The organism is Streptomyces sp. NBC_00704 (assembly GCF_036226605.1).
GTDB lineage: Bacteria > Actinomycetota > Actinomycetes > Streptomycetales > Streptomycetaceae > Streptomyces.
Window position 1 is genome coordinate 1,281,559 of the sequence record NZ_CP109000.1, and the last position, 13,452, is coordinate 1,295,010.

The 13,452-nt window shown below is 74.2% G+C and carries 8 protein-coding genes; 1 reads left to right on the forward strand and 7 read right to left on the reverse strand.

The window, feature by feature from the left end; all coding sequences use genetic code 11:
• Window positions 1-106: 106 nt before the first annotated feature.
• Genes OG802_RS05650 through OG802_RS05660 form a run of 3 tightly spaced genes read right to left on the reverse strand, consistent with a single transcriptional unit; the run spans window position 107 to window position 3,789 of the window.
• Window positions 107-502, reverse strand: coding sequence for a DUF742 domain-containing protein (locus OG802_RS05650; protein WP_329407770.1), 396 nt, complete (start codon window positions 500-502; stop codon window positions 107-109).
• Window positions 503-511: 9 nt separating this feature from the next.
• On the reverse strand, window positions 512-943 hold the full coding sequence (locus tag OG802_RS05655; RefSeq protein WP_329407772.1) for a roadblock/LC7 domain-containing protein: 432 nt from the start codon (window positions 941-943) through the stop codon (window positions 512-514).
• Window positions 940-3,789, reverse strand: a complete 2,850-nt coding sequence (locus OG802_RS05660; protein ID WP_329407774.1) for a sensor histidine kinase — start codon at window positions 3,787-3,789, stop codon at window positions 940-942. Before OG802_RS05660 ends, OG802_RS05655 begins: the two co-directional genes overlap by 4 nt.
• A gap of 421 nt (window positions 3,790-4,210) precedes the next feature.
• Between OG802_RS05660 and OG802_RS05665 the strand changes: the two genes are divergently transcribed.
• Entirely contained in the window at window positions 4,211-4,789 is a 579-nt protein-coding gene (locus OG802_RS05665) for a hypothetical protein (RefSeq protein ID WP_329416952.1), read from the forward strand.
• Window positions 4,790-5,030: 241 nt separating this feature from the next.
• On the opposite strand, the gene OG802_RS05670 is transcribed toward OG802_RS05665, so the two are convergent.
• The 4 genes from OG802_RS05670 to OG802_RS05685 all read right to left on the reverse strand — a co-directional run bounded on the left by OG802_RS05670 (window position 5,031) and on the right by OG802_RS05685 (window position 13,311).
• The gene (locus tag OG802_RS05670; RefSeq protein WP_329407777.1) at window positions 5,031-9,662 is read right to left on the reverse strand and encodes a hypothetical protein; all 4,632 of its coding nucleotides are present in this window, start codon (window positions 9,660-9,662) and stop codon (window positions 5,031-5,033) included.
• 68 nt (window positions 9,663-9,730) lie between these two features.
• A complete protein-coding gene (locus tag OG802_RS05675) occupies window positions 9,731-10,609 on the reverse strand; it encodes a hypothetical protein (RefSeq protein WP_329407778.1) in 879 nt (292 codons plus the stop codon).
• A 118-nt stretch (window positions 10,610-10,727) separates the two neighbouring features.
• Complete coding sequence (locus OG802_RS05680) at window positions 10,728-12,254, reverse strand: hypothetical protein (RefSeq protein ID WP_329407780.1); 1,527 nt, start codon at window positions 12,252-12,254, stop codon at window positions 10,728-10,730.
• A 349-nt stretch (window positions 12,255-12,603) separates the two neighbouring features.
• Entirely contained in the window at window positions 12,604-13,311 is a 708-nt protein-coding gene (locus OG802_RS05685) for a GntR family transcriptional regulator (RefSeq protein WP_329407782.1), read from the reverse strand.
• Window positions 13,312-13,452: the final 141 nt, after the last annotated feature.

A 13,452-nucleotide genomic window follows, 5' to 3' on the forward strand; every position in this document is an offset into this window, starting at 1 on the left:
TCTCGGTACCCGCCGGGGCCCTGGACCGGGGCCCTGCGGCGGTTGCGGCGGCCTGTGGGCCCCGAGGGCGGGACGCCGGGAGCGGGCCTCGCCCCGTCCGCGGTGTTCACAGGGCGCGCAGGCCGTCGATCACGTCACGCAGAATGCTTTCGTCCGGCAGTTCGGCCGGCGGCACCGGCCGGTTCACATGGACGAACCGCGCGTCCACGAGGTCGCCCACCAGGACGCGCACCACCCCGATGGGGAGGTTCAGTCCGGCCGCGAGTTCGGCGACCGACTGCGGCGCGTCCCGGCACAGCGCCGCGATGTCCACGTGCTCGGGCGACAGCGAGGGGTCCGCTTCCGCGTCGTCGGCATGCGGTTCCGCGACGACGACCGCGATCAGGTCGAGACGATGCTGGACCGCACTGGTGGTACGGCCGCGCGTCATGGCGTACGGACGGACGACCGGCCCGGCCTCGTCGTCGAACCAGTGACTGCTTCCCTGACCGTCTGTGCTCATGCCGTCCCACTACCCGCCCGAGGGCAGATCGGTGCGCGGGGCGGTGCCCAGATGTACGCCGACCCGCTTGACCAGCAGCGTCATCTCGTACGCCACGAGACCTACGTCCGAGTCGGCGTCCGCGAGCACGGCGAGGCAGCTGCCGTCACCGGCGGCGGTGACGAACAGGAACGCCTCGTCGAGTTCGACGACCGTCTGGCGCACGCTGCCGGCCTCGAAGTGGCGGCCCACCCCCTTGGCGAGGCTGTGGAACCCGGACGCGACGGCGGCGAGGTGCTCGCCGTCCTCACGGGACAGGTCCTTGGACACTCCCGTCGGCAGACCGTCTCCGGAGAGGACGACGGCCTTGCGGATGCCCGCGACGCGGTCGACGAGTTCGTCGAGGAGCCAGTTCAGCTCGCCGTTGGTGCTGGTGTGGCCGGTCGTGTTCGGTGCGGTCATCGACCGTCCCCCTTTGTCGTTCCTTGTGGTGCTGTGCCGCTGTGGGCGTCGTCGCCCGCGGCGTTCTCGACGCGGCCGCGCTGCCAGCCGCGCTGCAGCGAGGCCATGCGGCTGCGTACCTCGTCGGCGTCCCGGTCCGCCGGGTCCGTACGGTCCTCCGCGCGCGGGGCGGGGCCCTGCCGCAGTTGCGGGGCCAGGTTCGCCTGACGCACGCGCCGCGGCAGCGCTCCCGTGCCGGAGCCGGTGTCCGGATCCGCGTCCCGTCGCCGGCCGGCGTCGCCGTCAGGGCCCTCGGACGGGGCCGCGGTGTGCCGTGCGCGGCGCGGAAGCGCGGGGGGCGAGGACGGGTCCTGCGGGCCGCGTCCGGCGTGCTCCTGCCCCGCGAGGGCGTCGTCGGCGTCACCGGTGTGCGGAATCCGGGCGGCCGTGCCGCGCCGGCGTGACGGCAGGGGCGCCGGCGTGCCGTCGTCGACGCGGCGCGGGCCGGGCCGGGCCGCGAGGTCCGGGTCGTCCCCCGCGCGCGGGGGACGCTGGTCGTGGACCGGTCGCCCGTGCGAGCTGACCAGCTTCGGCGTACGGCGCCCGGGGAGCAGCGGCACGGGTGCGTCGGGGACGTCCCCGAGCGGTCCGGCGGGGGCGCCCGGTGCGGTGGGCGGCCTGCGGTGCTGGTCGGCTTCGGCGCCCGGCTCGCCGGGGTCGGTGAGCGAACGGCGGGGGCGGAACAGGACGCCCTGGTCGTCGTCGTCCTCCGCAAGGGGGACCTGGAACTCGCCGAGGGCTCCCAGGCCGACGGGGGCCTCGAGTTCGACCGGCCCGTCGAGCAGCGAGGCGGGCACTCCCGGGAGCTGAGCGGTGCCCGGGGTCAGCGCGGACCTGCGGTTGTCCGCCGACGCGGTCTCCTTCGGCGGCCTGGGGCGGTCGAGGCGGAAGCCGATGCCGTTGGTGTCGGGGACGTCGTCGGTCAGCAGCGCGTCCGGGATGAAGACGACGGCGGTCGTCCCGCCGTACGGCGAGGGCTGCAGGGAGACGCGGACGTTCTGCCGCTGGGCGAGCCGGCTCACCACGAACAGTCCGAGGCGGTCGGTGTCGGACAGCTCGAACTCCGGGGTCTCGGCGAGCCGGAGATTGGCGTCCAGAAGGGCTTCGGGGGCCATGCCGAGGCCGCGGTCGTGGATCTCGAGCGTGAAGCCGTTGGCCACGCGGTCCCCGTACACCTGGACGGCGGTGTGCGGCGGGGAGAACACCGTGGCGTTCTCCAGGAGTTCGGCCACCAGGTGGGTGAGGTCGGCGACGGCCGGTCCGGTGGCGGCCAGCCGGGGCAGCCGGCGGACCTCGATGCGTTCGTAGTCCTCGACCTCGGCGACGGCGGCGCGCACGATGTCCATGAGCTGTACGGGTTTGCGCCACTGCCTTGAGGGGGCGGCCCCCGAGAGGATCACCAGTCCTTCGGCGTGCCGGCGCATGCGGGTGGTGAGGTGGTCGAGGCGGAAGAGGTCGGCGAGTTCCTCGGTGTCCTCGGTGCGGCGTTCCATGGTGTCGAGCAGGGTGAGCTGCTTGTGCAGCAGCACCTGGCTGCGACGGGCCAGGTTGACGAAGACCTCGGAGACGCCGGAGCGCAGTTCGGCCTGTTTGACGGCGGCCTCGACGGCGGCGCGCTGAAGGGTGTTGAGGGCCTGGCCCACCTCGCCCATCTCGTTCTTGTCGTACTCCAGGCGCGGTACTTCGGTCTCGACGTCGACCTGCTCGCCCGCGGACAGCCTGCGCATCACGCTGGGCAGCCGCACCCCGGACGCCTCGTGGGCCTCCATCCTGAGCTGGCGCAGGTCGCGGATGAGGCTCCGGCCGATGCGCACGGACAGCACGAGGGAGACGAGGAGGGCGACCAGCCCGAAGACCCCCGCGACGACCGCCCTGACGATGACCTCGGTCGCCACCGGGCGGACCCGGTCCTGGTAGCGGTCGTCGGCCTGCTCGTCCAGGGCGCCGAGTTCGTCCAGGACGCTGCCGGCCGCGGTGTCCCAGCTCCTGGCGCCGACCCCGCGGGGCGGGTCGCCGGGCGTGGCGCCGACGACGGCCTGTTCGATCCTGCGCAGCGGGGCGGTGGCCGCGTTCTTCCAGAAGCTCTCGTAGCGGTCGCGCTCCGCGGTGGGCAGCTGGACGAGGCTGATGTCGTAGAGCACGTCCCGCTGGGCCTTCAGATCGGAGACCTCGCGGATCTCCTCGCGGCTGAGCCGGCCCACGACGAGGGCGGAGCCGAGCAGGGCGTCCTCCCGGGAGAGCAGCTCCCGCGCGTGGGCGACGCCGACGAGGGCCCGGTACTGCTTGTCCATCTCGACGCTGTCGACGACGTCCAGCTTGACCAGCAGGGAGTAGCAGGGGTCGATCAGCTGGGTGTAGAGGGCGAGGGCCTGGGCCCGGGTGACGGTGCGCTCCTCCACGCTGCGGCGCAGGACCGCGATTCCGTCGAAGGCGTCGAGGACCGCGGTGAGGCCCTCACTGTCGTCCTGGTCCAGGACGTCGCGCACCTCGGGGTCGCGGGCGTTGCCGCGGATCTCGGCCATGGCCTCGTCGGTGGCGGTCCGGGTACGGCGCAGGGCGGTCAGCGCGTCGGCGGCGCGGGGATCGGCGAGGAAGACGAGGGTCTGGCGGCGTTCCTGCTGGACGACGCGGACCGTGTCCTCGACGGGGTAGCCGACCTTTTCGACGAGGGACGACACCGTGAACAGCCGGCTCGCCTCACGCCCCGTGAGCACCGTGGCGAAACCCCAGATCGCCGTCAGGGAAACCAGCGGCACGAGAAGCAGCGCCACGATCTTCCGGCGGATCGACTTCCCGCGAAAGCGCATGGCCTCCCCCTGCTCGGCCCCCCACAGGCAGGGGGTACACATGTGCGTCAACAAACGGCGCGAGCCTACTACCGACGGGCAGATATCTCGAAGAGCCGTCCCGAAGGCGAACTACCGTACCGAGGACCGGACATGGTGTGTTGTCCGGCCATTGTGGGAGATGGCCTCCCCGGATCCGGACCTCGGGCTCCGGCCGGATCCGAGCGGCCGCACACATGAGTTGGCCAGAATTTTTCGCAACTCGGGAATCTTCCGGGCTGGTCACACGTCCTATTGAGCGGGAAGCGGGGGCGGAACCGGCCACACGAGCCGTATGCCGCACCTGGGCGGCGTAAATCAGCGCAAGCCGGGCAGCCACTGGGGAGCAGGGTCATTCGACCCGAAGGCGAGCGGTCTGCTGGCGGTGGGGAGTGACACGGTGATGGGCACGGCGGAGCGGCGCGAAGCGCCGGAGGACGGCACAGTGGCGGCCGGTACGGCGCTGCGGGAACCCGAGGCACCGGATCGCGGCCGTCCCGCGGACGGTCGCAGAACGGCGGACGGACAGGCCCGCGCCGGGGAGCGGTCCGCGTCGGCGGAGCGCGCCGCCCGGCCGGCCCGGGTGGCCTACCGGCCGTTGTGGGTCGAGGAACCGGCGCGCCGCCGCCGGATGCCCGATCCGGTGCGCACGGCGGCCGTACGCGCGGTGCTGGTCATCGCCGTGACGCTGATTCAGGCCATGGTCGCCTTCCTGTGCACGATGGCCGGGTCGTGGCTGGCCTTCCCCATGGTGATCAGCAGTGTGGTGAGCACGGTGCTGGCCACCTGGGGCGCGTTGGACGTCTGGGTGACCCGGCAGGTCTGGAACCAGCGCAACGGGGTGGTGTCGACGCCGAGCAGCACCGCGCGTTCCCTGCGGCGTGAGCGGCGCCGGGCCCGCAGGCAGGCACGGATCGCCGCGCGCGGGCAGGAGCGGATACGTCGGCAGGCCGGCGCCGCCGGTCGGCTCTCCCACTCCTGAGGGGCGGCTCCTGCGCGCCTGACGGGCGGCTGTTGCACTCCTGCTGACAGCGGATGACGTCGCCGGGGTCGTGTGGGAGACGGCGGAGGGAACGCGGCTGTGAGGCCGCGCGCCCTGCCTCCGATCTCTGTCCCTGATCTCTGTCCCTGATCTTTGCCATCGCCCGGGCCGACGCCTCGACCCGGAATCGGCTATCGGCTATCGCGGCCCGTCCGGGCCGCGACGACGGGGCAGTCCGTGATCAGCCGGCGTCGGGTACGGGGCGTTTGTACATCCGGGTCGCCGTGATCTCGCTGTGCACCTGCGCCGTGTCGCCTTCCGCGGCCGCGGCCTGCTGGGGCAGGCCGGGGCGCAGGTGTTCCTCGACGCTGATGTACTTCAGGCCCGCCCTGAGGTCGGCATCGTTGCGCAGTCGGATGACCAGCGGGAACTCCGCCAACGCCGTCGTGTCGAACAGGCCGGTGGTGTAGAGGAGTTGGACGCCCAGGGCGTCCGACACGGCGCGCTGGAGTTCCAGCAGGTACGTCGCGTTGGCGCGGCCGATGGGGTTGTCGAGGAACAGCGTCCCGGCGTGGCGGTGCTTGTCCCGGCCCCGGTCGTTGCTCCGGAGGGCGGCCATGGTGCAGTACAGGGCGATCGCCGCGGTGAGCAGCTGACCGCCGGAGAAGACGTCGCCCATCTGGCCGACGGGGACGCGCTCGGCGCGCAGCACGGCGTCCGGCTTGAGGATCTCGACGGCGACGCCCTTGGGCTGGAGCGCCGCGCCGACCCCGCGCAGCAGCAGCGACATGCCGTCGCGTCGCAGGTCGGAGTTCTTCTTGACGGCCGCCCGCGTCGCGTCGTCGATGACCTCGCCGAGCCGTTCCGTGAGGGTGGCCTGGTCGGGCTCCTCGAAGCGGATGCGCAGGAACTCCTGGCCGGACCACTCGCCGAGCCCCTCGGGCAGCCGGGAGAGCCGCTGGGCCGAGCGCAGGGTGGCGAGGGCGGACTCCACGAGTCCCCGCAGCCGGTGCACGATCGAGTCCCTGTTGCGCTCCAGCTGCGCCAACTCGTCGGTGAGGACGCGCAGTCGGGGCGCGAAGGCGTCCGCCCACCTCTTGGCGTGCTCCGGCAGCGCGGAGGCCGGCAGCTCGCGGATCTGCTGGCGGGCGGGGGTGCGCACCTGCTCGTAGCGGGTGGAGTTGGCGTGCCGTACGAGGATGTCGCTCGCCTCGCGGACGGCGGACTCGGCGGCGGACAGGTCGGCGGCGCAGCCGCGCAGGGAGCGGCGGGCCTCGGCGGCCGACTGGCGGGCCTCCTCCAGGGTGCCGGGGTAGGGCTCGGCCTCCTCCTGCTCCTCTTCCGGAGTGTGCTCGCGCAGCAGGTCGCGCAGCATGGCGGCGGTCTCGTCGAACCCGCCCGCCGCGTCCTCGGCGGCCCGGTGGGCGGCCAGGAGTTCGGCGTGCGCCTCGCGGGAGCGCTCCAAAGCCTCGGTGCGGGAGGCGAGTTCGGAGGTCGCGGTGCGCAGCAGCGCCTGTGCGTGCTCCGCGTCGCGCGGCTGGAGCTCCTCGGCGAGGTCGGTGTGCGCCGCGCCGTCCTCGGGCGCGTGCCGCTCCGCCTCGCCGCGCAGGCGGCCGAGTTGCTCGCTCGCGGTGGAGACGCGGGTCTCCAGGAGCTGCACCAGTTCCTCCGCGCGTGCGGCGGCGGCCTGCCGGGACGGTCCGTCGGAGCCGTCGGGTGACTGGAGCAACTGCTCCGCGCGCGTGCGGACCTTGTTGCTCAGCCGGTCCAGTTCGGCGCGGGCCGCGCTCTCGTCGCTCTCCGCGCGGGCCTGCTCGGCGCGCAGGTCGGCGCCGACGCCGACCTTCTCGTACAGCTGGGAGGCGGCCCGGTAGGCCTCGCGGAGGGCGGGCAGGGAGGCCCCGGAGGCGTTCGCGTCGTCCGCGGGGACGTCGTCGGGGGCGCCGGCGATCTCGGCGCGCTCGGCGCGCAGGGCCCGCGCGGTGCGGCGGGCGTCGTCGGCGGCCCGCTGGGCGCCGCGCCGGTCCTCGTCGGCGGCGCGGGCGCGCTCCAGGCAGGCCTGGGCGCGGGCCTCCGACTCGGCCGCCTCGTCGGTGAGTTCACGCACCTTGGCCTGCCAGCCGGCGCGCTCGCGCAGCCGGAAGGCGAGTCCGGCGAGCGCGTCGGCGGCCCGGCGGGCCTTCTGCGCGGCCTCCTGGCGCTCGTCGCGTGCCTGGGCGGCCTCGGCGGCGGTCTCCTCGGCCTCCGCGCGCACGCTCCGCGCCTCGGCCAGCTCGGCCTCGGTCTCGTCGGCGAACGCGCGGGCCTCCCCCGCGGCCCGCGCCAGCTCGGTGAGGCGCCCGGCGGGACAGCCGGTACGCCAGGACGCGAGCCGTGCCGCCAGTTCCCGGTCCTTGCCGAGCCGCGCCGCGAGCCGTCGGATGTCCTCGTCCCGCGCGGTCGCCCGCGCACGCAGCGTCTGCCGTTCCTCGTCGGCGGCGTGCTCGTCGTGCATGGCCGGGTTCGGCGGGACGAGGAAGACGTCGCCGCCGTCGGAGCCGGCCGGCGGGGTGGGCGCGAGGAGGGCGGCGGCGGTGCCGACGGCGACGGCCGAGCGCGGCAGCAGCGCGGCCTCGCCGAGCACCTCACGCGCGCGCGTGTGCGAGCCGGGGTCGGTGATGATCACGCCGTCGACCAGCTCGGGGCGGGCGGCGAGCACCCGCGCGTGGTCGGCCGGGGCGACGGCCTGGGCGAGGTAGCGCCAGCCTGGCAGCGCGGGGATGCCGTGCTCGCCGAGGAACTCGACGGTGGCCAGGACGTCCGGGCCGGGCGGCAGCAGTCCGCCGTCGCCGAGAGCGCCGAGGATGCGGGCGTCGTCGGCGGCGGCGGTGCGCAGCTCGAAGAGCTGCCGTTCGGCCGAGGAGACGGCGTCGTCGAGGAGTTCGCGCAGTTCGTCGGCGCAGCGGTCCAGGTCCTCGGGGGACAGCAGGGCGCCGTCGGAGGACTCGCCGTCCTGCCGTGGCTGCGGAATGTGCCGGTGCGGCCGGGCGCCGGTCAGCCCCAGCAGTTCGGCGAGCCGTTCCTCGCCGGCCAGGGAGTCTGCGAGCCGCCGCTCGGCGTCGTAGGCGCGCTGGGCGGCGGTGGCGGCGTCGGCGGCGCGGGCCGCGGTGAGCTCGGCGCGGGACTCGGCCGAGGCGGCCTCGCGCGCGTGCTCGCCCGCTCGGCGCGAGGCCTCCCTTGCGGTGTCCCAGGCGGCGACGGCCGTCTTCTCGGCGTCGCTGGCGGCGAGCGCGGCACGGGCGGGGTCGGCGTCGGGCGCGCTGTCGTCGAGCCAGCCCGCGCGGACGGCTTCGGCGGTCTCCTGCTCGACCTCGGCGAGACGCTGGCGCAGGTGGCCGACCTCGCTGCGGGCGCGCTGGGCGTCGGTGGCGGCGGACGTGGCGTCGCGGTGCGCCGACTCGCCGACCTCCTGAAGGGCGGCCGACCGCTCCTCCTCCTCGTCGGCGAGGCTCTCGGCGCTCTCCGCGGCCGCATGCAGGGCGCGTACGAGGTCGACGGCGGCCCTGGCGCGCGCGGCGAGGGCGGGGGCGGCGTCGCGTTCGGCCTCCTGGATCGCGGCGGACACGCGCGCGACACGGTCGGCGGCGGTGCGGTGGCGCAGCACCGCCTCGGCGGCCTGCCAGGCGGCGTGCAGGGTGCGGGCGTCGGCGAGTTCCCGCTTCTGCGCGGCGGCCGACTTCTCGGCGGCCGACAGCGCCAGCGAGGCGTTCCGGTAGGCGAGTTCGGCGGCGATCAGGGCACTTCGCCCGCGTGCGCCCTCGGAGTGGGTGACGGCGTAGGCGGCGGCCGTGACCCGCTGGGCGAGGTCGCTGGCCCGCTGCTTCTCCCGCAGTCCGCGCGCGGAGAGCCGGCGGGCCAGCGCGCGGGTGCGCCGCTCGGCGCCGGTGTGGACGTCCCGCGCGCGGGCCCTCGTCTCCGCGGCCTCGACGATCCGGCCCAGCAGGTCCACGGACCCGGCGGTGAAGTCCCGTTCGGCGATGAGCTCGGCGCGCCGGCCGAGCTTGTTGCCGAAGCCGCTGACGAGGTCGGCCAGGCCGTCGGTGTCGCGGGTGTCGGTCACCGCGCGCAGCAGCAGGTCGGTGAAGTCGGAGTCCTTCTTGACGGCGAAGAGGCCGGCCGCTTCGCCTTCGTCGGCGTTCATCTCCCGCTGGTAGCGGAAGAGTTCGGGGTCGAGGCCGAGGTCGCCGAGGTGCTCGATCCACCGGTCGTGGATCTCCTCCCAGTGCACCTCCAGGTGCGGGTACGCCTTGCCCGCCTCGGTGATGGCGTCCCGGAAGCCCTTCATGGTGCGCCGTCGGCCGCGCGCGCCGGAGGCGCCCTCGACGGGCGGGCGCACGGCGGTGGACTCCGCGACGGGCAGGTTGTCCAGGCTCAGACCGGGGCCCGGCCGGAAGGAGTACCAGGCTTCGGCGAACTTGCGCGGGTCGTTGGAGACCTGGCGGCCGCGCCACTCGCTCGCCTTGCCGACCACGACGCACTCGCCGGTGAGCACGTGCTGCCACTCCAGAGCCACGTGTCCGCAGTCGTCGGCGAGCAGGAACTTGCGCAGCACGCCGGAGCTGGCTCCGCCGAGGGTGTTGCGGTGGCCCGGCAGCATGACCGAGAAGATCAGCTTCAGCAGGACGGACTTGCCGCCGCCGTTCTCCAGGAAGAGCACGCCGGCGGGCGCGGGGCGGCGCGGCGGGCCGACGGGCTCGTCCGCGAAGAACTCCGCCTGGGTGGGGGCGGGGTCGGGCACGACGTCGCCGACGCCCCGCAGGTCAAGCACGGTGTCGGCGTAGCGCGCACCGGCGGGACCGATGGAGTAGAGGCGGACCCGGGACAGCTCGTACATGGCGGACTCTCGTAAGTCTTCGGCAGATCGGCGGATCAGGGGGTGAGTGCGCGGGCGCGCGGGCGGGGCTAGGCGTGGAAGGGAAGACCGGCGTCGGCCACCAGCTCCAGGTCGTCGCTCTCCTCGGCGGGCAGCAGGGTCGGTGTTCCGTCGGTGACCGGGACGACGCCGAGCTCCAGGAGTTCGGCCATGGCGGCGCTGCCCGCCATGTCGCGCACCTGGAGCTGGTAGCGGGCGGTCGTGCGGTAGGTGCCGCCGTTGTCGTCGCCGGTGCGCTGGAGGAAGCCGGAGTCGGTGAGGAAGGCGACGGCCTTGCCGACGATGCCGGTCGTCGAGCCGGCGAGTCTGCGGGCGTCCTTGGTGGCGCCCGTGGAGCTGCGTCTGGCCCAGATCCGCCAGGCGGCCTCGAGGCCGGGTGCGTCGCTGGCGGGGTCGGTGTTCTCGCCCTGTTCCTGCGCGCGTCGTTCGAGGCGATGACAGGCCTGGCGCACGAAGGAGTCGACTCCGTTGACGCTGACCCGGCCGATGTATCCGTCGTCGGCCAGGTCCTCGGGGCGCGGGAAGGCCATCGCGGCGACGCAGAGGTGGGCGAGGCCGTGCAGGAAGCGGTCGCCGCCGTCGGCGGAGGTGCGGCGGGCGTAGTCGCCCATGCGCACGGCGAACACGGAGTCCTCGGCGGCGGTCACGGCCATGCCCGCGCGGGGGGACACCTCCAGCACGATCAGCCCCAGGCCCGCGGCGACGGCGTCGGCGAGCCGCGCGAACGCGGGGTCCTCGCGGTGACGGCGCAGCAGGTCGGCGTACTCCTGGTCGCGCGCGGGCTGCAGTTTGGGCTGCAGGCCGAAGGCGACGAGCCGCGCCGCGTCGGCGGCGTCGGCGGGGGTGACGGCGGCGGAGGCCGGTACGGTCGCGGCCTCCGGCTCACTCCGGTCGACGTGCTCGGTCACGGCCTCGGCTCCTTGCTGTCGCGGCTCGCGTGCGCGTGCCGCTGCGTGTGCGTGCGCTGGGGTGCGTTCCTGCGGGGTTCGTTCATGACGGGTGCGTTCCTGCGGTTCTCCGGCGGGCTCATGCCGCCTCCGTGCGGTCCGCGGCCATCCCGGCGGAGTCCAGCAGGGCGGTGCCGACGATGAGGTCGGCGCCGCCGAACTCGGGGTCGTCCAGCTCCGTCCCGTCGTCCACGGCGAACAGCAGCTTCTGCTCGCCCTGCCGGTAGGCGGTGCCGACGGCCGGGCTGGCCGCGTGCACGGCCAGCAGGGCCACCAGGTACGGAAGATCGGGGTCGGAGCGGCGGGCCTCGGCCAGCAGCCCGGACAGCCGCCGCGGGGCGTCCGCGGGCAGGTCCAGCAGGCGCGTCGCGGCGGCCAGCTGTTCCTCGCTGAAGCGGCTGTCGTCCGGCGTGGCGATCAGGTCGGGCTCGGGCATCTCCGCGCCGAGGTGCTCCCGCTCCTGGGGCGGGGTCAGCAGGAGGTCGACCAGGTCGCCCATGCGCACGGACACCGGGGTGCGCAGCCCGGTGCCGTGCGCGAAGAACGCGTCGGTGACCCGGACCGCCTGTTCCACCGGCAGCGGCAGGAGGGGGGCGACGAGATGCCCGTAGAGGTCCGTCCCCGACGAGGTCATGGGGGTGGCGAAGGCCTGCCGGTCCTGCTCGGCGCGGAACAGCGGGCCGGCCTCCAGCAGCCGGGACTGCAACTGGGTGTGGCGGCGGATGCAGTCCTTGACGATGTCGACGAGTTCGGCGGCCCGGCGCTTGTTCTCCGCGTCCTCGATCTCGTCGCGTGCCTTGCGGATGTTGGTGAGGATCGCGTTCTCGTGGCGGTAGCGGTCGGCGACGTGGTCCAAGGCCTCGGCGATCATGTCGGGCACCGCGTTCAGCCAGTCCACCGCCCGCACGTTGCGCCGGGTGGCCTCCAGGGCGCGCCGGAGCGTCTCGGAGTACTGCACCGTGCGGTAGCGGGCCTGCTCGGCGGCGAGCTGGGCGTCGGCGAGGCGGCCGCGGCGGATGAGCACCTCCAGCTTGACCTCGGCGGCGATCTGCGCGCTGGTGACGTCCGTGTCGAGGGCGCCGACGAGCACGTTGACCGCCTCGTCGGTGGTGCGCAGGTAGACAGCACCGCCGTAGCCGGGGACCTCCTCGATCAGCTTGAAGTCGTAGTCACGGCGCACGTACGTGCCGTCCGGCGCGAACATGCCGTAGGCGGCGCGGAAGCCGCGGTCCACACTGCCGACGTTGATCAGGTTCTCCAGGACCCAGCGGGCCACCCGTTCGTGCTCGGCGACGGGCCGTCGCGGGGCCTGCGCGGCGATGCGGGGCAGCAGACGGGCCACTATCTGGTCGTGGTCCGCGCCGGTGTCGAAGTCCATGTTGAGCGTGACGAGGTCGATCGCGGCCAGGGCGATCTCCGCCATGCCGTAGACCGAGTACTCGCCGGCCAGGTTGGCCTTGCGTGCGTCGAGGTCGTGGATCGGCGCCGTGCAGGCGAGCGCGCGCAGCCGCCGCGCCAGCCCCTCGTCGGCGGCCGGACCCTGCGCGGGGCGCGGCCCCGCGCTGAGCTGGGGCGGAACACGGTCCGTCGAAGCAGGCGAAGTCACGGTGCACAGACTAGGTCCTCGGTCTGACATCGACCCAAACGGCGCGGATCGCCTCCGGCGGCCGGGCCGGGGCCGCGCGGTGGACGAGCGGACGTACGCGGCCGTGACGTCGACGGCCCGCGGCCCGTGACGTCCGCGCCCCGTGGCCCGTGGTGTGCGCGGCTCGTGGCCCGTGGTGTGCGCGGCTCGTGGTGTCCCACGGCTCCCTGCCCGTGGGGTCCCGTGGCGTCCGTGGCCCCTCCCGCGGGTTCCGTGGCGTCCGCGCCCCGCGGGCCGTCACATCCCAGCGCCTGGGCCGTGGACGTACTGGCCCACGGAACCGGTCGTGCGGTTCTCCGTGCCCGCGCCGCTACAGGGCGCGGCCGCGGTCCTCCGCCACCCCGCGCCGGTAGGCGTCGACCACCCGTTCCAGGGAGTCGGCGAGGTAGACCGTGAGCAGTCGTTCGGCGCCCGCCTCGTCCCCCGCCTCGAGGGCCTGGAGGATCTGGCGGTTGCGCTGGAGATAGGGCTCGTGCAGCCGGCGGGGCTCGTCGACGAGGTGGAAGGCCAGGCGCAGCTCGGCGAAGACGCTGCGCATGAGTTCGTCGGTGCGCGCGCTCCCGGCCAGGGCGACGAGTTCTCTGTGGAAGTGGATGTTGGCGGTGCCCAGGGCCTTCCAGTCGTTCCCGACGGCTGCCAGCTGCCCTTCGGTGACGCTCGCGCGCAGGCCCTCCAGCGCGTGGGGCGGCTCTCCGAGCCCCCGCACGACGGCGCACTCGACGAGGGCGCGGGTGCGGTAGATGTCCTCGACGTCCTCCACGGTCAGGACCCGGACGAACACGCCCCGGTTCAGCTCGTGCACGAGCAGGCGCTCATGGGTGAGCAGCCGGAACGCCTCGCGCAGGGTGTTGCGCGAGACGCCGAGCGCCCCGCCGATGCTGTCCTCCGAGAGCCGCGTCCCGGGCGGGAAGTAGCCGTCGGCGATGCGGCTCCTGAGGATGTCGGAGACCCGTTCGGCCGTGCTCGTGCGGCCCAGGAGGGCGCGGTCGTCGGCCAGTCCCGCCAGCTGCTCTGCCATGCCCGGAATTCAATCGCAGCCCGGAGAACGAGACAACACGGGTATTGAAGAATCGTTCAACGATCCTCTACCTTCGGTTCCACGACATCGTCCCGTCCCCCACACGCGGCGGTGTGCGTCCTGCACGGCACGGCTCAGTCC

What these genes read in the sequence shown, in the direction of transcription:
- OG802_RS05650 (WP_329407770.1), bottom strand. Translation starts at nt 502, where the DNA reads ATGAGCACAGACGGTCAGGGAAGCAGTCACTGGTTCGACGACGAGGCC.
- OG802_RS05655 (WP_329407772.1), bottom strand. Translation starts at nt 943, where the DNA reads ATGACCGCACCGAACACGACCGGCCACACCAGCACCAACGGCGAGCTG.
- OG802_RS05660 (WP_329407774.1), bottom strand. Translation starts at nt 3,789, where the DNA reads ATGCGCTTTCGCGGGAAGTCGATCCGCCGGAAGATCGTGGCGCTGCTT.
- OG802_RS05665 (WP_329416952.1), top strand. Translation starts at nt 4,211, where the DNA reads ATGGGCACGGCGGAGCGGCGCGAAGCGCCGGAGGACGGCACAGTGGCG.
- OG802_RS05670 (WP_329407777.1), bottom strand. Translation starts at nt 9,662, where the DNA reads ATGTACGAGCTGTCCCGGGTCCGCCTCTACTCCATCGGTCCCGCCGGT.
- OG802_RS05685 (WP_329407782.1), bottom strand. Translation starts at nt 13,311, where the DNA reads ATGGCAGAGCAGCTGGCGGGACTGGCCGACGACCGCGCCCTCCTGGGC.